Genomic DNA, 20,860 nt, shown 5'->3' with positions numbered 1-20,860 from the left:
CACCCCCGGTTGCCGCCCTCCGGCACCCCCCGAACCATGGGAGGAGTGAGCGACGACCACCCCACCGAGCGGCCATCGGAGCACTCGCCCGACCAGCCCCCCGAGTACCGCGGCTACCTGCGCCACCCGCACCTCGCGGGTGACCTGCTGACCCTGACCGCGGAGGACGACGTCTGGCTCGCCCCGCTCGGCCCGGACGGCGCCTCGGGGCGGGCCTGGCGGGTGAGCTGCGACCGCACCCGGGTCTCGCACCCGCGGCTGTCGCCCGACGGCCGCACCGTGGCGTGGACCAGCTGGGCCGCGCTCACCCCCGAGGTGTGGACCGCGCCGACCGAGGGCGGCGAGGCGGTCCGGCTGACCTACTGGGGCAGCCAGGACACCCGGGTGCGCGGCTGGCTGCCGGGCGGCGAGGTGCTCGCGGTGACCTCGTACCACGAGCCGTTCGCCCACTACACCTGGGCGCACGCGCTGCCGACCGACGGCGCGCCGGGCCGCCGGCTGCCCTGGGGACCGGTGCGCGACTGCCAGTTGACGGACGACCACACCCTGCTGCTGACCGCCGCCGCCCCGCACGAGCCGGCCGCCTGGAAGCGCTACCGGGGCGGTGCCACCGGCCGGCTCTGGCTGGACGGCGAGCAGCTGCTGACCGGCCTGCCGGGCCACCTCTCCTCCCCCATGCTGGTCACGCACCCCGACGGCGCCCCTCGGATCGCCTTCCTCTCCGACCACGAGGGCGTCGGCAACCTCTACTCCTGCCGCCCGGACGGCACCGACGTGCGCCGGCACACCGACCACGCGAGCTACTACGCCCGCGAGGCCGCCACCGACGGCCGCCGGATCGTCTACCAGCACGCCGGCGACCTGTGGCTGCTGGAGAGCCTGGCCGCACCGGCCCCGCAGCGCCTGACCGTGCGGCTGGGCGGCTCGCGGGCCGGGCGCCGCCCGTACCAGGTGACCGCCGCCCGGCACCTGAACGACCTGGTCTGCGACGCCAGCGGGCGCTCCGGCGTGGTGGGCGTGCGCGGCAGCCTCTACTGGCTGACCCACCGGGACGGGCCGGCCCGGGCGCTGGCCGACACCCCGGGGGTGCGGGCCCGGCTGCCCGCGGTCCTGGGCGGCACCGGGCAGATCGCCTGGGTGACGGACGCCGAGGGCGAGGACGCGATCGAGCTGGCCCCGCTGCCCGGCAGCCCGGCGCAGCACCCGGCCCGCCGGATCGCGGGCGGGCAGCTGGGGTACGTGCTGGAGCTGGTCGCCGCCCCGGACGGCCAGGCGCTGGCCGCGGCCGCGGGCGACGGCCGGCTGCTGCTGGTGGACGTCGCCGACGGCGCGGTGCGCGAGCTGGCCCGGGCCGGCTACGGGCCGATCCGGGGCCTGGCCTTCTCCCCCGACTCGCGCTGGCTGGCCTGGTCCCAGCCGGTGGCGGGCCGGTCGCTGCGCCGGATCCGGTTGCAGCGGGTGGACCTGCCGGACGCGCTGCCGCTGGACGTCACCGACGGGCGGTTCGAGGACGAGCAGCCGGTCTTCACCCGGGACGGCCGCTACCTGGTCTTCCTCTCCTGGCGCGGCTTCGACCCGGTGCACGACGTGCACACCGGCGACCTCTCGTTCCCGCTGGGCTGCCGCCCCTACCTGGTCCCGCTGGCCGCCGACACGCCGTCGCCGTTCGCCGCCCCGGTGGGCGACGAGGCGGATCCGGCGCCGGGCGACGGCACCGTGCTGGTGGACACCGAGGGGCTGACCGAGCGGCTGGTGCCGTTCCCGGTGATCGCCTCCAAGTACTCCACCCCGGCGCCGGTGCGCGGCGGGCTGCTCTGGCTGCGCTGGCCGATCTCCGGCGCCCTCGGCGAGACCTTCGCCAGCCCCACCGACCTGTCCGGCCGCCCGGCGCTGGAGTACTTCGACCTGGCCGCCGCGGCCCGCAGCACGGTGCAGGAGCAGGTGGACGGCTACGCGGTGTCCGGCGACGGCAGCATGGTGACCACCTTCGTGGCCGGCACCCTGAAGCTGCTGCCGCTGGCCGCGCCGGGCGCCGCGCTGAGCGTGGACCTGCGGCGGATCACCCACACCGTGCACCCGGGTCCGGAGTGGCGGCAGGCCTACCGCGAGGCGGCCCGGCTGGTCCGCGACCAGTTCTGGGACCCGGAGCTGGGCGGGCTGGACTGGCCGGCGCTGGTCGCCCAGTACGAACCGCTGCTGGACCGGATCGCCTCCCCCGACGACTTCGCCGACCTGCTGCGCGAGCTGCTCGGCGAGCTGGGGACCTCGCACGCCTACGTCACCCCGGCCCGGCGCGGCGAGGGCCCGGCGCCGGTGCAGCAGCCGCTCGGCCTGCTCGGTGCGGGGGCGCACCGGGAGCCGGACGGCCGCTGGCTGCTGGACCGGGTGCTGCTCGGCGAGTCCTCCGACCCGCGGGCCCGGGCGCCGCTGGCCGGGGTGCAGGTGCGCGAGGGCGACGAGCTGGTGGCGATCGCCGGCCGGCCGCCGGACCCGGTGCGCGGCCCGGCCCCGCTGCTGGCCGGGGCCGGCGGCAGCACCCTGGAGCTGGCCTTCCGGCGCGGGGTGGCCGGGCCGGTGCGCCGGGTGGCGATCACCCCGCTGACCGACGAACGGCCGCTGCGCTACCAGGACTGGGTGGCCCGGCGGCGGGCCATGGTGCGCGAGTTCAGCGACGGGCTCTGCGGCTACCTGCACATCCCGGACCTGGGCGGCTCCGGCTGGGCGCAGTTCAACCGCGACCTGCGGCGCGAGCTGGACCGCCCGGCGCTGGTGCTGGACGTGCGGGGCAACGCCGGCGGCAACGTCTCCGAGCTGGTGCTGGAGAAGCTCACCCGCCGGGTGCTGGCCTGGGACCACACCCGGGGCCGCCGGGCGGTGCGCTACCCGCGGGACGCGCCGCGCGGCCCGATCGTGGCGCTGGCCGACGAGGCGACCAGCTCGGACGGCGACGTGATCATCGCGGCGGTGCAGTTGCTCGGCCTCGGCCCGGTGCTGGGCCGGCGGACCTGGGGCGGGGTGGTCGGCACGATCGGCCGCAGCACCCTGGGCGACGGCACCCAGATCTCGGTGCCGGCCAACGCCTCCTGGTTCACCGGCGGGCACGGTTTCGGCATCGAGAACCGCGGGGTCGAGCCGGACATCCCGGTGCTGCGCACCCCGGCCGACTGGGCGGCGGGCCGCAACACCGAGCTGGTCGAGGCGGTGAAGGTCGCCCTGGAGCTGCTGCACGCGCAGCCGGCCGCCGCCCCGCCGCCCGCCGACACCCCGCGCCCGGACCTGCGCCGGCCGCCGCTGCCGCCGCGCACGGGCTGAGCAGAACGGGCTCAGCAGCCGAGCTGAGCAGAAGGGGCTGAAGAGCCGAGGACCACGCGCCGAGCAGAAGCCGAAGGGGCGGGGCGCCTCCCGTACCGGGAAGCGCCCCGCCCCTTCGGGTGGGTACGGCTGCTCACCGCTCCCATTCGCGGTTCTGACCGCCCTCGCTCTCCATGTCCGACTCCGCCTGCTGCAGCTGGTCGTCGGCGCTCTGCTGGGTCCGGCCCGTGGCGTTGCCCAGGGCGTCGGCCGCGGGACCCGGCAGGTTGCTCCCGGCCTTGTCGGCGGCCTGCTGCCCGGCGTCCATGGCGCGTTGCTCGGCCTGGCCGGCCGCATCGGCGGCCTTGTCACCGTGCTCGCCGAACATGCCCTTGATCTTGTCCAGCATGCCCATGTCTCCTCCTCGCGGTTCGTCCGACGATGGGCTGCCACCAACATGTCACCGCTCGCGCCGGCCCGCATGTCGACGCCACGCACCGTGATCTGCGGTGGTCGGCACTCCGGCCCCTACCCGCGCACCGGCCGGGGACACCTGGGTACCGTCCGGGGAGGACTCGCGGGAGAGGGCGGCCGGACTCAGGCCACCCAGCCGGCCGTCATCCCCTGCACCGCCGAGCCGTCCTGGTCGGTCAGCTTGAGCCCGGTGACGTAGCGAGCCCGCTCGGAGGTCTGCACCCGGAAGGCGGGCTGCTCCGCGGTGAGCGTCTCGATGATCACACCGGCCGCCTCCTCGCGGGTCTGCGCGTTGGCGAAGGCGCCCTGGACGTGCTTGAGGTAGCCGGCCAGCGCCGGGCCGTAGGGGCCGGCGGCGGCGACCGGGTCCTCGGCCACGTCGATGTTGGCGACGAACTCGCTGGCCACCGCGCCGGGTTCGACCACGCTGACGGTGACGCCGACGCTCGCCGCGACCGGCGCGAGCGACTCCATGAAGCCCTCGACGGCGAACTTGGCCGCGCAGTAGGCCTCGTTGAAGGGCTGGCCGACCACACCGCCGATGCTGGTCACGGTGATCAGCCGGCCCCGGCTGGCCCGCAGCAGCGGCAGCGCGGCCCGGGTCACCTGGACCACGCCGAAGAAGTTGACCTCCATGACGGCGCGGACGTCCGCCACCGTGCCCTGCTCGATGGTGCCGACGTGCCCGGCGCCGGCGTTGTTGACCACAGCGTCCAGCCGGCCGTGGTCGGCGGCGACCTGGGCCAGGCAGGCCTCGACGGCGGCCTGGTCGGTCACGTCGAGGGCCCGGACCTCGACCAGGTCGCGCACCCCGGCGGCCTCGGCGGCGGCCAGCAGGGCGTCGGCCTTGCGGGTGTCGCGCATGGTGGCGACGGCGCGCCAGCCGGCCTGCGCGGCCGCGACCGCCGTGGCCAGGCCGATGCCCGAGGAGGTGCCGGTGATCAGGACGGTGGGCTCGGTGCTCATCTGCTTCACTCCAGTTCCCTATGAACCACAACTCTTATGGTTCATAACTACCTGCTTCGATAACTATGCGGTCAGATGTTTTCGGTTGTCAAGCATCTCGGTAGACTGGGGCCATGCCCTCGGATGAACTGACCAGCCAGGTCGTGGCGCTCTTCGCCGCGATCAACCGCCGCTACGCCCAGGAGTCCGAGGCCGCCGCCGCCCCGCACGAACTCACCCCGCTGCAGGCCAAGGCGCTGCGCGCGGTCGAGGAGCCGATGGCGATGCGGCAACTGGCCGAGAAGCTGTGCGCGGAGCCGTCCAACGTCACCGCGATCGTCGACCGGCTGGAGGCCCGCGGCCTGGCCGAGCGCCGCCCCAGCCCGGGCGACCGCCGGGTCAAGCTGGTCGCCGCCACCGAGGCCGGTCTGAGCGTGATAGCCAACCTGCGGGCCGCCACCCCGTTCGCCTCGCACCCGCTGGAGCGGCTCGACCAGGAACAGCGGGAGACGCTGCGCGACCTGCTGCACATGATGCTCGGCGAGGAGTAGCCCAGCGCACGCACCCGGAAGAGCACGCGACCGGAACGCACGTGGCCGCCCACCCCTTCCCGGGGCGGGCGGCCACGCACGTCGACTCCGACCGGTCAGCCGGTCACGCTGGCCGCACCCGTCTCCAGGTGGCCGGTGAACCGCTGCGAGAACGTCGCGTCGTTGCCGGCGGTCACCGTGAAGTCGTACCAACCGCCGTTGTACGCGACCGCGTTGAAGTAGTCGCTGACGCTCTGTCCGGCGGCCACGGTGTAGGTCCAGGGGCCGTCGGTCCGGTAGTTGTTCGACTTGATGGTGAAGGTCACCGGGTTGCTCCCGTTGTTGGCGAGCTTGAACCAGATGGCCGGCTTGCCGGTGTCCGGGGCGTTCGAGTACGAGGAGGTGACCACCAGGTTCTTGCCCGCCTTGGTGGCGTCGCCCTGGAAGCGGCGCAGGAAGCGGTTGGGGCCGATGATGGTCAGGTCGTAGGCGCCGTTGCCGGCGCCGGAGCCGACGTTGAAGTAGTCGCTGGTGCTCTGGCCCGGGTCGATCGTGTACTGCCAGGGGCCGCCGGTGCGGTGGGCATTGGCGTAGGCCGCGAAGTGGGTGGTCGCGGTGCCCAGGTTGTCCATCTTCAGCCAGACCTTCATCACCGAGGCGCTGTCCAGCTCCAGGTGGTCGAGGTTGGCGCCCGGCTGGTAGGGCAGCGCGCGGGCCGGGCGGCTGCCGGACTCCTGGACGGGCAGCGCGTTGGTGGTCGGCGAGGGGTTGCCGAGCGGACCGCAGGTGGCCAGGCCGATGGTCTGCGAGGTGTCCGGCAGGGTCGGCAGGCCGTAGACCGGGTTGGCGAAGTCGAAGATGCCGGTCAGGTCGCCCGCGACCCGCCGGCGCCAGTCGCTGATGTTGGTGCACTGGGCCGGGGTGCCCAGGGCAGCCGTCCAGACCTCCAGGAAGCGCAGCACCGAGGTGTGGTCGAAGACCTGGGAGTTGACCCAACCGCCGCGGCTCCACGGGGAGATGGCGAGCAGCGGGACCCGGAAGCCCATGCCGATGTTGGTGGAGCTGTAGAACTCCCCGGCGGTGCCGGCGGGGGCGACCGGCGGCGGCACGTGGTCGAAGAAGCCGTCGTTCTCGTCGTAGTTGATCAGCAGCACGGTGGAGTCGAACACGTTGGGGTCCGCGTTCAGCGCGTTGATCACCATGTGCACGAAGTGCGCGCCGTCCTCCGGGGTGGCGTAGGGGTGCTCGGAGGACTGCTGGTCGGCCACCACCCAGGAGACCTGCGGCAGGGTGCCGGCCAGCACGTCGGCCTGGATGGCGGCGGCGATGTCGTCGGGGGTGCGGCCGGTGACGCTCGGCACCGAGCCCATGCCCTTGACGGCCAGGTCGCTGCCGGCCGGGGCGCCCGCGAACTGGCTGAAGTAGGCGAGCGCGTTGTCGCCGAAGTTGTCGCTCGCGTTCTGGTAGACCTTCCAGCTGACGCCGGCGTTCTCCAGCGCCTCGGCGTAGGTCTGCCAGCCCAGGCCGGACTCGTCGCCGCCGTCGTAGGCCGGGCCGCCCGCGGTGCCGTTCGGGTCGATCATGCCGGACCAGTGGTAGGTGCGGTTGGGGCCTGTCGCGCTCAGCACCGAGCAGTGGTAGGCGTCGCAGACCGTCCAGTTGTCGGCCAGCGCGTAGTGGAAGGGGATGTCCGAGCGCTGCAGGTAGCCCATGGTGCGCACGGTGCCCTTGGCGGCGACCCAGGAGTCCATCTTGCCGCCGTTCCAGGCCTTGTGCTGGTCGGACCAGGCGTGCGAGAGGTCGCCGTTGCACTGCGCGGTGGTCTCCGGGCTGGAGCCGGCACCGGTGGCGGTGGGGTTGAACGCCCAGGGGTACTGGCGGGCGGTGCTGCTGTTGGGCTGGTTGAAGACGCTGTAGCCGCCGGCGATCTGGATCGCGCTGCGGTCGGCGAAGCCGCGCACGCCCTGCAGGGTGCCGAAGTAGTGGTCGAAGCTGCGGTTCTCCTGCATCAGGATCACCACGTGCTGGACGTCGGTGATGGTGCCCGTGGTGGTGAGCGTCGTGCCGGACGCGGCGGCCGCGGTCGGCGCACCGGCCGTCCCGGCCACCGCCACGCCCGCGGCCGCACCCGCGGTGGCGGCCATGAACGTCCTACGACTCAGCTCTGTCATCCGGATCGCCAAACCCTTCGGTGTCGCCGCCCTGGGCGGCTGCCGGCGCTCCGGCGGCTGCCGGGCGCCCGAGGCCCTGTCCGCACGCTGCGTCAGTCCGCACACTGGGTTGTTCATACAACGTGGGCCGCGCACATCGTGGCCCAGCCGCGCGGCAGGCACCAGGGGGTTGCACCGACCCTTGCCTGACTGTTCGTTCGCAGGTCAGCGAGCGTCCGGTGGGTGAACTGAGCACCGCATCCGGCTGACCTGCGGATCGCACCCGAAGGGTCGTCAGTCACGCACCTCGACCCCGAGCGCCCGGGCGAACTGCGGGGCCAGCTCGATCAACTGGGCGGCGGAGACCAGCGCACCGCGCAGCCCCTCGTGACCGTCCGGCAGCTCCAGCCGGGTGGCGCCGCGCAGGTCGGTGCCGGTCAGCGTGGCGCCGCCGAACCGGACCTCCTCCAACGCACTGCCGGGGAAGCTCACCCCGGTCAGCCTGGCCCCGCCGAAGTCCACGTCGTGCAGCCGGCAGTCCTCGAAGACCACGTCGCGCAGCACCGCGCCGCGCAGGTTGACCGCCTCCAACTTGCACCCGCGCACCGTCACCCGCCGCAGCTGGGCACCGTAGGCCGACACCCCGGCGAGCACCCCGTCCAGCACGCTGGCGTCCTGCCACTCGCTCTCCACCAGCTCGCAGGCGAGCAACCGGCAGCGCTCCAGCCAGACCTCGGTGAACCGGGCCTGCCGGAGCTTCAGCTCGGTGAGCGAGACGTCGGTGAAGGCGCACTCCAGGAAGAGCGCGCCGCCCGCCTGACCGTCGGCGAGCTCGAGCCCGTCGAAGTGCACGGTGTCATAGCGCTCGTCACGGCGCAGCGGCCCGGTGTGCGGGCGGAGCAGGTGGGCGTAGGGCTGGTCGGCGAGCGACACGGGCGACTTCCTCGGGTACCGGGACGGGAGCGGGGCCTGCCATCGTGGCAGGCGGCACCGACACACCCGACCGGACACGCCTGACCGGTACGCCTAGCCGTGCGAGGCGTGCGCGACGTGCGGGCTCCCCGGGCGGGCGTGGGCGTGCAGCCAGACGCCGAGGGCCACCGCGGCGGCGGCCACCAGTCCGGCGGCCAGGACGCCCGACTCGCCGAAGGCGGTGCAGGCCAGCACGGCCGCGGCGGCCGTCGGCAGCACCCACTGGGCGGCGCCGGTCTTGCCGTGCCGGGAGTGCAGCAGCCAGACGGTGAACAGGTAGAGCGCGCCCGGCACGGTGACGGCGGCGCTCGCGGCCGCGCCGGAGATGTGCGCCTGGCCGACCGCGTGCTCGACCGCGACCTCCAGGCCGGCGCCGATCGCGGCGGCCGATCCGAAGATCAGATAGTGGCCGTAACCCCAGAGGAAGGCCTGCCGGTTGGAGCGCAGGTGCTCGTGGATCGGCGCCGCGAAGTAGATCCACCAGGCCGAGAAGCAGAGCAGGAGGCCGCCGACGGCGATCGCGACCAGCTTGCCGAGCGCCTCGTGCTCGTCGACCCCGCTCTGCACCGCCACGGTGGCGGCCGAGACCGTCTCGCCGAGCACGATCAGCGTGAAGAGCCCGTACCGCTCGGCGATGTGGTGCGGGTGCCAGGTGCTCTGCACCCGCCGCTCGGCCACCGCCGGCACCGACAGCTCGGCGATCACCACCAGCGGCAGCACCCAGGGGATCACCGAGTTGGGCAGCAGCAGTACCAGCACCCAGCCGACCTGCACCAGCGTGATGCCACCCGCGTAGCTGCGGGCCATCGCCCGGGCCGGCCCGCTCTCCCCGCGGGCCGCCCGCAGCCACTGGGTGACCAGCGCCAGGCGCATCACCACGTAGCCGAGCACGCCGAGGGTGAAGTCGCGGTTCAGGAAGAGCCGGGGGATCCCGGCCGCCAGGATCAGCGCGCCGGTGATCTGCACCAGGGTGGTGATCCGGTACGGCACGTCGTCGCAGTCGTAGGCGGAGGCGAACCAGGTGAAGTTCATCCAGGCCCACCAGACCGCGAAGAAGGCCAGCAGGTAGCCGAAGAGCGCCACCCGCAGGTGCCCCTCGCCCAGGGCGGTGGCCAGTTGCTTGCCGGCCTGGGCGACCGCGACCACGAAGCAGAGGTCGAAGAAGAGTTCCAGCGAGGTCGCGACGCGGTGCGGCTCGTCCCGGCGGCGCGGCACCATCCGCCGCACCACGGGGTCGGCGGCCGGCTCGGCGGCTTGCGGTCCTGCGGTCATCGGCGCGGTTCTCCCTGGCTCTGCGGGCGTGGCGGGCCCGCCGGTTCGGCGTGTTGCGGCCCGATCGTCGCAGTCGGGAGTGGTCAGCGCACGCACCGCGACGGCATGCCTTGGCGAGGCGTCACCTGGGGCGCCCAACGGCCCGATCGACGACCTGCGGAGGGTCAAGGAGAGTTGACGCCGCAGTGCGCGAACCGGGTGACAGCGTCGGCTCCCACGCGCGCGCCTGGGGTGTCGCAGGGTGCGATCGCCCTGAATGTCCGGATAGATTCCCTCTCAGAGGCACGGCGAGGAAGGCGTCCTGCGGGCAACGCGGAAGGTCAAGGCCGGCGCGGCTCCGGAGGGGGAGGAAGCACCCCTGGTCCGGTACCGCACCGGCCTCGTGATCACCGCGCTGCCCGACAGCGCCGCTCTCCGCGTGCGCTACTTCTGCCAGCCCACCTTGGCGTAGTCGAAGTCCGCCAGCCCGGAGCCCCCGTAGTTGGCCAGCCCCTTGCGGTAGGCCCCCACCGACGGGCGCTGGTAGATCTCCAGGGTGTGGCCCAGCTCCCAGATCTTGGCGTCCGCCTCGTTGTAGAGCTTGGCGGCCGCGGTCGGGTCGAGGGTGGAGGCGGCCTGCTTGAGCAGGCTGTCGATCTCCGGGGTGCTCAGCTTGGAGTAGTTCTCGTAGACGTTGTCCCCGCTGGTCTGCTGGTAGAACGGGATCACCAGCGAGGGCGGGAAGGACCCGGTGTTGCGCCAGGTCGCCAGGTCGAACTTGCCGACGTTGATGTACTTCTCGTCGAGGTCGTTCTCCGGCACCTTGTCGACGTCCAGCTTCACGCCGACCTGGGCGAGCATGTTCTGCACCGCGGTGGTCATGTCGAGGCTCGCCTGCGAGGAGCCGTCGGAGACGACGAAGTGCAGCTCCAGCTGCTGGCCGTCCTTGGTCCGCGGCTTGCCGGCGCCCGCGTCCTGCCAGCCGGCCTCGGTGAGCAGTTGCTTCGCGGCGGCCTGGTCGAACTTCCCCCACTCACCGGAGTTGTCCTGGTAGCCGGCCTGGTTGGTCATGAAGATGTGGTTGCCCAGTTCGGGGAAGACCACCGGGACGCCCTGGCTCATCACCTTGATCAGCGCACTGCGGTCGATCGCCTTGCCGAGCGCCTGGCGCACCTTCTGGTCGGCCATCGCACCGTTCGAACCGAAGGAGATGTGCACCTCGTCCCACGGCCCCGAGGTGCGGATGTCCGCGTTCGGGTCGCCCTTCAACTGGGCGTAGGCGTTGGCGTTGCCCGCGCTGGCGACGTCGATCTCGTTGTTCAGGAAGGCCTGGGTGACCGCGGAGGCGGACAGCACCTGGTAGGTGAACTTGTCCAGCACCGGCTTCTGGCCCCACCAGGTCGGGTCCGGGACGACGGTGATGGTCTGCGCCGACTTGTCCTGCGAGCCCAGCTTGAAGGCGCCGCCGGTGATCGGGATCTTGTCGATCCAGCCCTTGTTGAAGTCGTCCGGGGTGGAGATGCCGGCCGCCGGCAGCAGCGGGTAGAAGAGGCTCTGCCAGTCGGCGAACGGCGTCGAGAAGGTGACCTTGACCTGGGTCGGGTCGTCGCCCTGCGACACGTCGCTGATCTGGTTGTAACCGGTGGGGTTGGCCGAGTTGTAGGCCGGGTTGGTGCCGTTGTCGGCCTGCCAGACCGCCTTGAAGTCCTGGTAGCCGAGCGGCTTGCCGTCCGACCAGTGCGCCTTCGGGTTGAGCTTGTAGAGCACCACCTGCGGCGAGGTGGAGACCACCTGGGCCGACTCCAGGTAGTCGGAGACCGGCTGGAAGACGCCCGTGGCGTCGATCCGGAAGAGCATCGGCTCGACCATCTTCATGATCTCGACCGAGTCGCCGTAGGTGCCGTCCACCTGGTACGGGTTCCACTGGTCGATCCACTGCTGCAGGTAGTTGCGGAACACGCCGCCCTGCTTGAGGTTGCTCACCGGCTGCGCGTTGATGTCCTCGGCGTTGAGTCTGGGCACCGCGCTCGGGGCCGCGGCGCCGGACTTCGAGGAGCTCGAACTGCAGCCGGTGACCGCCAGGGCGAGCGCGGTGGCGGCGACCAGCGAGCGGGTCGCCGCGGATCGCAGCAGCCCCGGGCCGGCCGGCTGCGGTGCTGCGAGCGTCGAGCGGGTGCGGCCGCGCCGCGCGGTGGCGTCCATGGAGGGTCCCTCCTGGGGAGACGGATCGGGTGGGATCGGTGGATCGGATCGGGTGGGATCGGGTGGGATCGGGTGGGATCGGGTGGGATCGGTGGCTCGGATCGGGTGGATCGGATCGACGTCGGATCGGTTTTCGGATCCTTGAACGTGGGCAGCCAAGTGGGCAGCCACTTGAACGCGGGCAGCCAACCCGCAGCGGGCCAGCCGAACGTAACAGCCGATCAGTTCGCCCACCAGATGCCGGTGTTCACTCCTGATCGAATCGACACAGGAGGCAACACCGCCGAAACACCCTGTCCGCAACCGACTGCAAGACTCTGACCTGCTGCTTCGCTCGCACCTTCGAAGCAGTGCCGCGCACGGTCTTGACCACCCGAACGGTCGGTCCCAGAATTCCGCTGCGCGAAGCTGCTCACAACACCCATCGAGCGAAGGCAATCAGTCATGACGAGCGGGAGTCCCCCCGGGCGTCGCGGCATCCGACCCATTCCGTGGAGTGGCTGATGCTGCGGTACCTGGCGAAGCGTTTCGCCTACTACGTGGTCCTCCTGGTGGTCTCGATCTTCCTCGCCTACTGGCTGGCCAGCGCCGCGCTCAACCCGCGGAGCTACTTCGAGAACAAGACCCCGCGCCCGTCCGCCGCCGCGGTGGACCGGCAGTTGACCGGGCTCGGCATCAACGACCACACCCCCGTGGTGATCCGGTTCGGCCACTGGGCCGACGGCCTGGCCCACGGCGACCTCGGCCGGACCATCCACGACACCTCGGTGAACGCCGACTTCGGCCGTCGACTGTGGGTCTCGCTGCGCCTGCTGGTGGTCGGCAGCCTGCTCGGCACGGTGCTCGGGGTGGCCGCCGGAGCCTGGGGCGCGGTGCGCCAGTACCGGTTCTCGGACCGGGCGTTGACCGTCTTCTCGTTCGTGGTGCTCTCCTCGCCGGTCTTCCTGATCGCGCTCTTCCTGAAGAACGGCGCGATCGCGCTCAACCAGTCCAGCGGCCACCAGTTGATCAACTTCACCGGCTACGAGACCCCCGGACTCACCGGCGGCCTCGGCGCCCACCTCGCCGACTGGGGCGTCCACCTGCTGCTGCCCACCATCTCGCTGGCCGTCGCCGGCGTGGCCACCTACAGCCGCTACCAGCGCAGCACCATGCTCGACGTGCTCGGCTCCGACTACCTGCGCACCGCCGAGGCCAAGGGACTGACCCGCCGCCAGGTGCTGCTCAAACACGGGCTGCGCACCGCGGTGATCCCGATGTCGACCCTGTTCGCCTACAACATCCTGGGCATCTTCACCGGCGCCACCTTCACCGAGGTGATCTTCGGCTGGCACGGGATGGGCGAGTGGTTCATCAGCTCGATCTACGAGAACGACGTCAACGCGGTGGTCGCGGTCAACCTGTTCACCGCGGTGACCATCCTGGCCTCCGGGTTCCTGGCCGACACGCTGCACGCCGCCCTCGACCCGCGGGTGCGTGTGTGATGGGGGACGTGACCGTGACCACCGCCGTCGACGAGCAGCCGCCGGCCCCCGCCGCCGGGAGCACCGCCACCGCACCGGCCCCGACCAGCCGCGGCCGCCTGGTGCTGGCCAGGCTGCTCGGCGCCCCCGGCGCGCTGGTCGGCTTCGCCGTGGTGGTCCTGCTCTTCCTGCTGGCCTTCGTCGGCCCGCACCTGACGCACTGGCACTACACCGACATCGACTACTCGGCGCTGCGCGAACCCCCGTCCGGCACGCACTGGTTCGGCACCGGCAGCCTCGGCCAGGACGTCTACGCGCAGACCCTGCGCGGCCTGCAGAAGTCGCTGATCATCGGCCTGCTGGTGGCGCTGCTCTCCACCGTGGCGGCCGGCCTGGTCGGCGCCTGCGCCGGGTACTTCGGCGGCTGGACCGACCGGCTGCTGATGTTCTTCGTCGACCTGATGCTGGTCTTCCCCAGCTTCCTGATCATCGCGATCATCTCGCCCCGGCTGCAGAGCGGCGGCTGGATCGTCTTCGTCGTGCTGCTGGCCGCGTTCAACTGGATGATCACCGCCCGGGTGGTGCGCTCGATGACCATCTCGCTCAAGGAGCGCGAGTTCGTCCGGGCCGCGCAGTTCATGGGCGTGCGGCCGCTGCGGATCATCTGGCGGCACATCCTGCCGAACGCCGCCTCCTACCTGATCGTGGACGCCACCATCGCGGTCGGTTCGGCCGTGATGAGCGAGACCGCCCTCTCCTACTTCGGCTTCGGCGTGAAGGCGCCGGACGTCTCGCTCGGCACCCTGATCGCCGACGGCACCGACGCGGCGCCGAGCTACCCGTGGATGTTCTACTTCGCCGCCGGGCTGCTGGTGCTCTTCGTGCTCGCGGTGAACCTGATCGGGGACGGGCTGCGCGACGCGCTCGACCCCACCGCGGAGGCCGGGCGGGTGCGGCGGACCCGACGGAAACGCCCCGGCACGACCGCACGCACCGCCCCGGCCGGCACCTCCCCCGGCAGCACCTCCCCGGAAGGCCGGACCCGATGACCACCACCGCCACCGCCACCCCGCTGCTCGCCGTCCGCGACCTGCGGGTGGAGTTCGCCGGCGCCCGCAGGCGCCCCGCCACCACCGCGGTGCGCGGCGTCGACCTCACCCTGGAACGCGGCGAGACCCTGGGGATCGTCGGCGAGTCCGGCTCCGGGAAGTCGGTCACGGCGCTCTCCATCCTCGGCCTGCTGCCCGGCACCGCCACCGTGGACGGCTCGGTCGAGCTGGAGGGGCAGGAGCTGATCGGGCTGCCCGGCCGCGAGTTGGCGAAGATCCGCGGCCGCCGGATCGCCATGGTCTTCCAGGACCCGCTCTCCGCCTTCACCCCCGTCTACCGGATCGGCGAGCAGATCGCCGAGGCCGTCCGGATCCACCAGGACGTCGACCGGGCCGCCGCCCGCCGCCGCGCCGGCGACCTGCTCGAACTGGTCGGCATCCCGGACCCGGGACGGGCCCTGGACGCCTTCCCGCACGAGTTCTCCGGCGGCATGCGCCAGCGCGCGATGATCGCCATGGCCGTCGCCAACGACCCCGACGTCCTGCTCGCCGACGAACCCACCACCGCCCTCGACGTCACCATCCAGGCCCAGGTGCTCGACGTGCTGCGCACCGCCCAGCGCGAGACCGGCGCCGCCCTGGTGCTGGTCAGCCACGACCTGGGCGTGATCGCGCAGATGGCCGACCGGGTGGCGGTGATGTACGCGGGCCGGGTGGTGGAGACCGCGACCGTGGACGACCTCTTCGCCGCACCGCACCACCCCTACACCCTGGGCCTGATCGGCGCGGTGCCCCGGCTGGACCGCGCCGGCGGCCCGCTGATCCCGATCCCCGGCAACCCGCCGGCGCTGAACGCGCTCCCGCCGGGCTGCCCGTTCGCCCCGCGCTGCCCGCTGGCCACCGACGAGTGCCGGGTGACCGAGCCCGGGCTGACCCTGGTCGGGGACCACGCGGCCGCCTGCCTGCGCGCCGCGGAACTGGCGGTGAACCGGCCGGCGCCGTCCGCCGTCTACCCCGTCCCCTCCCTCCCCGCGCCGTCCGCCGTCGCCGCGCGCGCCGACCTCGCCCCCGTCCTCACCGTCACCGAGCTGCGCAGGACCTTCCCGGTCCTCAAGGGCAGCGTCTTCAAGCGCAAGGTCGGCGAGGTGTACGCGGTCGACGGCGTCTCGCTCGACATCCGGCGCGGCGAGACCCTGGGCCTGGTCGGCGAGTCCGGCTCGGGCAAGTCGACCACGCTCTTCGAGATCCTGGGGCTGGGCAGGCCCGAGGGCGGGCGGATCGACCTGCTCGGCCAGGACACCGCCACCCTGGGCCGGGCCGAGGCGCACCGCCTGCGCGGGCAGCTGCAGATCGTCTTCCAGGACCCGATGGCCTCCCTCGACCCCCGGATGCCGATCGGCGACATCATCGCCGAGCCCCTGCACGCCCTCGGCCGCGCCGACCGCGCCACCGTCGCCGCCCGGGTGCCGGCGCTCCTCGCCCAGGTGGGCCTCGACCCCGCCCACGCCGCCCGCTACCCGCACGAGTTCTCCGGCGGCCAGCGCCAACGCATCTCCATCGCGCGCGCCCTGGCGGTCTCGCCGGAGCTGCTGGTGCTGGACGAGCCGGTCTCCGCCCTGGACGTCTCCATCCAGGCCGGCATCCTCAACCTGCTCCAGGAGCTCAAGGCCTCGCTCGGCCTGGCCTACCTCTTCGTCTCCCACGACCTCTCGGTGATCCGCCACCTCGCCGACCGGGTCAGCGTGATGTACCTCGGCCGGACCGTCGAACACGGCACGGCGGCCGCCGTCTTCGACTCCCCCCGCCACCCCTACACCCGGGCGCTGCTGTCGGCGGTCCCGCTCCCCGACCCGGTGGCCGAGCGCTCCCGCGAACGCCTGTTGCTGGCCGGCGACCCCCCGTCGCCCACCGAGCGCCACGCCGGCTGCCCGTTCCGCACCCGCTGCCCGGTCTACGCGGGGCTGGCCGCGGAGCGGCGGGGGCGGTGCGAGAACGAGGCGCCGGGGCTCACCCCGGCGGCGGCCGGCGTGGACCACGCCGCGGCGTGCCACTACCCGACCGAGCGGCCGGGCTGACGCCGGAGCGCCCCTGACGGGCCGACAGCACCGCCTGATCAGCGGGCGTGTCCGAGTGGAAACTCCTTTTGATCACGTGAGACAAATTTCTCTATGCACACGACCAGTCACAGAGAGAAACTGTCCGACCCGAGCAAGCGGACCGCGTTCGTGCTCGGGGGTGGCGGCGGGCGGTTCGGTGGCGGCGAGGTCGGGATGCTGCGGGCGCTGTTCGAGGCGGAGGTGCGGCCGGACCTGATCGTCGGCGCCTCGGTGGGGGCGGTGCACGGAGCGGTGCTGGCGGCGGATCCCACGCTCGGCGCCTGCGTGTCGCTGGGTCAGCTCTGGGTGGATTTCGCGCGCGAGCAGGCCCGGCACCCGCGGCGGCCGGGACGACCCGGCGCCGGCGGGGAGCTGCGCGAGCTGCTGCTGCGCCAGTTCGGGGCGGAGACCCGGATCGAGGACCTGGCGGTGCCGTTCGAGTGCGTGGCCGGCTCCTTCGAGCCGTCCACCACGCGGTACTTCGGCTCCGGGCCCCTGGTGCCGGCCCTGCTCGCCTGCTGCGCGGCGCCGGGGTGGTGGCCGCCGGTGACGACCGGCGGGGAGCACCGCACGGACGACGGGCCGCCGGTGCAGCGGGCGGTCGAGCTGGGTGCGGACACCGTCTACCTGCTGCACGTCGGGCAGGCCGAGCCACCGCGGCCGGCACCCACCACGCCGTGGGAGGCGGCCTCCGTCGCGTTCGAGCTCGCCCGGTACAAGAGCCTGGCGGCGGCCGTCGCGCAGCTCCCGGACGGGGTGACGGTGCACCTGCTGCCCACCGGCGAGGCGGCCGACGGGGTGCCGGACGGCGGGGCGGAGCCGCTGCGGCAGCGGATCGCCGCCGCGCACCTGGCCGGCCGGGCCCACCTGGCCGCCCTGGACCGCGGAGCGGGCCCGGGCCGGGTCGTGCCCACCGCGACGGACCGGACCAAGCCGTGAACTACTCCGACTACCTCATCCTGTTCGGCTCGCTGGTCCTGGTGACCGTCGTCCTGCTCGGGCTCAACCGCTTCTTCCCGCACACCACCCGGCTGCCGCAGAACGACGTGGCCGGCTTCATCTTCGCCGTGGTCGGCGTGATCTACGCCGTGCTGCTCGCCTTCGTGGTGATCGCGGTCTGGGAGAACACCGACGCCGCGAAGGCCACCACCTTCCGCGAGGCGGACGCGCTCGCCGGGGTGTACTGGATGTCCCGTCAGATGCCGCTGCCGATGGGCGCCCACCTGGAGGACGACACCCTCAAGTACGCGCACGCCGTGATGGACGACGAGTGGGGCCTGATGAGGCACCACCAGAGCGACCCGCACGCCACCCAGCTGATGTACGACATGCGCGACACCACGATGGGGTTCCAACCGAGCAACGCGCGCGAGCAGGTGCTGTACGACCACGCGGTGACCGGTGTGGAGCAGCTGGCCAGTGAGCGGCGCTCCCGGCTGAACGAGATCGAGGACCTGGTCCCGCCCTTGCTCTGGATCGCACTGATCCTCGGCGCGGTGCTGACCGTGGGGTTCTCCTTCCTCTTCGGCCTCTCCAACACCTGGGCGCACCTGGCGATGGTGCTCACCCTCACGGTGCTGGTCTCGATCTCGCTGATCGCGGTGAAGGAGATGGACTACCCGTTCAGCGGGGTCAACGAGGTCAAGCCGACCTCCTTCGAGGTGTTCCTCTCCCGGCTGCCGCCCGAGCGCACCGCCTGACCGCCGGGTCCGGGGCGATCGCCGCGCCCCACCGCCGCGCAGCCCACTGCCGCGCAGCCCACCGGCGCTCACCCGGACGCCCGCTCCGGCGGGCAGCCGCGCCGGCTCCCGCCTAGCGTGCCTGGCAGGGAGCCGGGCGAGGTGCGCGGCAGCCGTCCGTCCCCACCCGTGGAGGTCGCCCGGTGGCCGTGTCCGAGCAGCAGGCCGATCCGCCCGAGGAGCCCGCGGCTTCCGCGTCCTGGGCCGCGGAGTCGGCACCCCCACCCCCCTGGGCCGAGCCCGCGATGCCGCCGATCGGTGTGGGCCGGCGGGCGGCCACGACCGGGGTGCTGGCGGTGCTCGCGCTGGCCCTGGCGATCGTCTCGGGCAGCCGGGTGCTGCGTGACCTGGACGCCGCCCTGCTCCCCTACACCCTGGCCACGCTCGGCCTGGCCTTCGGCCTCGGGCACCGGTTGACCGTCTGGGCGGACTCGCGCCGCGGGCGCCGGCTGCTCCGGGGCGCCGCCCGCGGGCCGCGTCGGCCGTTGCGGCTGCTGCTCGGCCGGCTGGGGTTCCGACCGCTCCGGGCCGCGCCGTCCCGGGCCGACTGGCTGGCCCACCAGCTGGTCGTCTGGGGTTGCCTGCTGGCCGTGGTGCTCGCCCTGCCGCTGGTCTGGGGGTGGGTGACCTGGACGGCGCCGGCCGACCCGGGCGCCGGCGGGTACGAGCTACGGCTCTGGGGAGAGCGGCTGGTCGGCTTCGACCCGGACGGGGTGCTCGGCTGGTGGCTGCTGCACGGGCTGGACCTCGCGGCGCTGCTGGTGCTCGTGGGCGTCGCGGTGCTGCTGCGGCCCTCGGCCCGGCGGCGCCCGACGCCGCCCGGTGGCCGGGGCGGGTCCCGGCGGCCGGTGCTGCTGGTGCTGCTGGCCGTCGCGGTGACCGGGCTGCTGCTGACCTTCTCCGCGCTGGCGCTGCACGGTGCGGGGTACCAGTTCCTGGCGGTGCTGCACCTGGCGGCGGTGGTCTTCGCGCTCTTCCACCTGGTGCTGTACCTGCCGTTCGGGGCGAGTGGACGGCAGGCCCGTGCGGCGGCCGGGACGGGCCCAGTCGAAGCGGGCCCGGTCGAAGCAGCCTCGGCGAGCGAGGAGTGGCAGCCATGACCGGCCAGGAACCGATCGGGCCGGAAGCAGCAGGCGGCGCGGCGAGCGCGGCGCCCGGCCAGGGGCCGCGGGCCGGGCGGCGGGACTGCCTGCGCCTGGCGGCCGCGCTCTCCGGCGGGCTGGCGGTCGGCTCGACGCTGGTCGCCGCCGGACTGCTGCCGCGGCACGGCGACGCCGGGGCCGACCCGGTGAAGGTGGTCGACGAACTCGCCCCCGGCGAGAGCGTCACCTTCGACTACCCCACCGCGCAGGACCGTGCGATCGGGCTGCGGCTCGCCGACGACTCGCTGGTCGGCTACTCCGCGGTCTGCACCCACCTGGGCTGCGGACTGCTCTGGCGCCCCGACCGCGGGGTCGCCGGCGAGCTGGTCTGCCCGTGCCACCAGGGCGCCTTCGACGTCCGGACCGGCGAGGTGACGGCCGGTCCGCCGCCGCGCGGGCTGCCCAAGGTGGTGCTGGTGGAGGACCCGGCGGGGGCGGTGTGGGCGATCGGCACCGCGCGGCCGGGCGAGAGCGAGGAGCACGGGGTCTGCCGCGAACTGCGGGCCCGCAACGGCGGGCTGGCCCGGGACGCGGGCTGCGACGGTCCGACGGCCGACCCCAGCACCCCGGCCGACGGGAGCACCACACCGCCGGCCGGGCCCGGCAGCTCGCCCACCGGGGCCACCGGGTCGCCCGACGCTCCCTCCGAGTCACCTGACGCACCCACCGACGCACCCACCGCACCTCCGCTGGAGCAGGCGTGACGGACGATCGGTTCACCCCGGACCCGCCGACCCCCGACCCGGCCACCGAGTCAGCCCCCGTCCCGGCCACCGACCCGGCGCCCGGCCGGGCCGCGCCGGGTGCCCTGGGCCTGGGGGTCGCGCTGGCCCTGACGGTCGGCCAGCTGTGGGCGCTCTCGGTGGCCGCCAACGCCTGGCTCGCCGGGGACGGGGAGACCGCCTGGTGGACCGCGGCCTTCTCGGCGGTCTGCTTCCTGCTGGTGCTCGCGCTCTGGCGGTTCGCGACGCGACCGGACTGCTGACGGCACGGGCGGGTGACGCGGCCGTGACGCACACCGACCGGGGCGACCGGGCCGGACCGGCGATCGCCCCCGGCACCCGGCGCCGGACCGACCGGACCTGGTGGCGCTGGGCCCCGGCGGTGCTGCTGGCCGGGGCGATCGGGCAACTCTGGTCGATCACCGTCGTCCGGCTGGACCGGGCCGGCTTCACGGTCGCCGACCCCGCGGCGTACTGGGCGGTCGCGGCTCCCGGGCTGACCGGTACCGTCGCCGGGCTGCTGGCCGCCCTCGTCCCGGCCGCGCGCCCGGGCCGCCGGGTGGCGCTCGTGCTGGCGCTGTCGGCCGGGCCGCTGCTCTGGCTCGGCTTCGCGCTGCGCGACCCGACGACCCCGTTCCCGGTGCTGCTGCTGATCGCCGCGCTCGGCGGGCCGGCGGGGGCGGTGCTGCCGGCGGTGCTGGGCGGTCGGGCGGTCGCCGCCGGCTCGCTCCACCGGCTCGCGGCGGTCGGCTGCCTCGGGGTCGCCCTGGTGCAGGGGGCGACCCCGCTGGTGGTGGCCGCCGGGGTGCTCGGCCCGGTGGCGGGCGGGCCCCG

General features: G+C 73.6%; 16 protein-coding genes and 1 pseudogene. 11 read left to right on the top strand and 6 right to left on the bottom strand.

Annotation, left to right across the window (positions count from 1 at the left end; genetic code table 11):
* Positions 1-36 precede the first annotated feature (36 nt).
* Positions 37-3,312 carry a S41 family peptidase gene (locus ACQRUO_RS18535; protein WP_428317066.1) on the top strand — a complete coding sequence of 1,092 codons (3,276 nt, stop codon included), beginning with the start codon at positions 37-39 and terminating at the stop codon, positions 3,310-3,312.
* A gap of 133 nt (positions 3,313-3,445) precedes the next feature.
* Here the strand turns inward: ACQRUO_RS18535 and ACQRUO_RS18530 are convergent, their stop codons facing one another.
* Together ACQRUO_RS18530 and ACQRUO_RS18525 are read right to left on the bottom strand one after the other, a co-directional pair.
* The gene (locus ACQRUO_RS18530) at positions 3,446-3,706 is read right to left on the bottom strand and encodes a hypothetical protein (protein WP_428317065.1); all 261 of its coding nucleotides are present in this window, start codon (positions 3,704-3,706) and stop codon (positions 3,446-3,448) included.
* A gap of 182 nt (positions 3,707-3,888) precedes the next feature.
* Positions 3,889-4,731 carry an SDR family NAD(P)-dependent oxidoreductase gene (locus tag ACQRUO_RS18525; RefSeq protein ID WP_428317064.1) on the bottom strand — a complete coding sequence of 281 codons (843 nt, stop codon included), beginning with the start codon at positions 4,729-4,731 and terminating at the stop codon, positions 3,889-3,891.
* 113 nt (positions 4,732-4,844) lie between these two features.
* Here ACQRUO_RS18525 and ACQRUO_RS18520 point away from each other — a divergent pair, with 113 nt between their 5' ends.
* On the top strand, positions 4,845-5,261 hold the full coding sequence (locus tag ACQRUO_RS18520; protein ID WP_428317063.1) for a MarR family winged helix-turn-helix transcriptional regulator: 417 nt from the start codon (positions 4,845-4,847) through the stop codon (positions 5,259-5,261).
* Between the two features lie 95 nt (positions 5,262-5,356).
* On the opposite strand, the gene ACQRUO_RS18515 is transcribed toward ACQRUO_RS18520, so the two are convergent.
* The 4 genes from ACQRUO_RS18515 to ACQRUO_RS18500 form a co-directional block, all read right to left on the bottom strand.
* Entirely contained in the window at positions 5,357-7,411 is a 2,055-nt protein-coding gene (locus ACQRUO_RS18515) for a phosphocholine-specific phospholipase C (RefSeq protein WP_428317062.1), read from the bottom strand.
* 273 nt (positions 7,412-7,684) lie between these two features.
* Positions 7,685-8,323, bottom strand: a complete 639-nt coding sequence (locus ACQRUO_RS18510; RefSeq protein WP_428317061.1) for a pentapeptide repeat-containing protein — start codon at positions 8,321-8,323, stop codon at positions 7,685-7,687.
* 93 nt (positions 8,324-8,416) lie between these two features.
* Positions 8,417-9,634 carry a low temperature requirement protein A gene (locus tag ACQRUO_RS18505; RefSeq protein WP_428317060.1) on the bottom strand — a complete coding sequence of 406 codons (1,218 nt, stop codon included), beginning with the start codon at positions 9,632-9,634 and terminating at the stop codon, positions 8,417-8,419.
* A gap of 423 nt (positions 9,635-10,057) precedes the next feature.
* Positions 10,058-11,815: an ABC transporter family substrate-binding protein gene (locus ACQRUO_RS18500; protein WP_428317059.1), complete on the bottom strand. Its 1,758-nt coding sequence runs from the start codon at positions 11,813-11,815 to the stop codon at positions 10,058-10,060.
* Positions 11,816-12,318: 503 nt separating this feature from the next.
* On the opposite strand from ACQRUO_RS18500, the gene ACQRUO_RS18495 reads away from it, so the two are divergent.
* From ACQRUO_RS18495 to ACQRUO_RS18455, 9 genes and pseudogenes are all read left to right on the top strand, one after another.
* Positions 12,319-13,299, top strand: a complete 981-nt coding sequence (locus tag ACQRUO_RS18495; protein WP_428317058.1) for an ABC transporter permease — start codon at positions 12,319-12,321, stop codon at positions 13,297-13,299.
* Between the two features lie 8 nt (positions 13,300-13,307).
* On the top strand, positions 13,308-14,327 hold the full coding sequence (locus ACQRUO_RS18490) for an ABC transporter permease (protein ID WP_428317057.1): 1,020 nt from the start codon (positions 13,308-13,310) through the stop codon (positions 14,325-14,327).
* The gene (locus tag ACQRUO_RS18485; protein ID WP_428317056.1) at positions 14,324-16,402 is read left to right on the top strand and encodes a dipeptide ABC transporter ATP-binding protein; all 2,079 of its coding nucleotides are present in this window, start codon (positions 14,324-14,326) and stop codon (positions 16,400-16,402) included. The genes ACQRUO_RS18490 and ACQRUO_RS18485 overlap by 4 nt, the downstream gene beginning before the upstream one ends.
* Before the next feature lie 93 nt (positions 16,403-16,495).
* Entirely contained in the window at positions 16,496-17,362 is an 867-nt protein-coding gene (locus tag ACQRUO_RS18480; RefSeq protein ID WP_428317055.1) for a patatin-like phospholipase family protein, read from the top strand.
* On the top strand, positions 17,359-18,123 hold the full coding sequence (locus tag ACQRUO_RS18475; protein ID WP_428317054.1) for a DUF4239 domain-containing protein: 765 nt from the start codon (positions 17,359-17,361) through the stop codon (positions 18,121-18,123). Before ACQRUO_RS18480 ends, ACQRUO_RS18475 begins: the two co-directional genes overlap by 4 nt.
* A gap of 182 nt (positions 18,124-18,305) precedes the next feature.
* A complete protein-coding gene (locus tag ACQRUO_RS18470; RefSeq protein WP_428317053.1) occupies positions 18,306-19,262 on the top strand; it encodes an MFS transporter in 957 nt (318 codons plus the stop codon).
* Positions 19,259-20,008 carry a Rieske 2Fe-2S domain-containing protein gene (locus tag ACQRUO_RS18465; protein WP_428317052.1) on the top strand — a complete coding sequence of 250 codons (750 nt, stop codon included), beginning with the start codon at positions 19,259-19,261 and terminating at the stop codon, positions 20,006-20,008. The genes ACQRUO_RS18470 and ACQRUO_RS18465 overlap by 4 nt, the downstream gene beginning before the upstream one ends.
* Positions 20,005-20,289 (top strand): DUF6755 family protein, encoded by a 285-nt coding sequence (locus ACQRUO_RS18460; protein ID WP_428317051.1) that lies wholly within the window; start codon positions 20,005-20,007, stop codon positions 20,287-20,289. Before ACQRUO_RS18465 ends, ACQRUO_RS18460 begins: the two co-directional genes overlap by 4 nt.
* A gap of 23 nt (positions 20,290-20,312) precedes the next feature.
* A pseudogene (locus ACQRUO_RS18455) lies at positions 20,313-20,860 on the top strand (hypothetical protein); the annotation flags it as partial.

Origin of the sequence: Kitasatospora sp. LaBMicrA B282 (genome assembly GCF_050325825.1) — a bacterium.
Classification (GTDB): Bacteria; Actinomycetota; Actinomycetes; order Streptomycetales; family Streptomycetaceae; genus Kitasatospora.
Note: the sequence above shows the minus strand (reverse complement) of the source record. Positions and strands in the feature narration are given on the sequence as shown.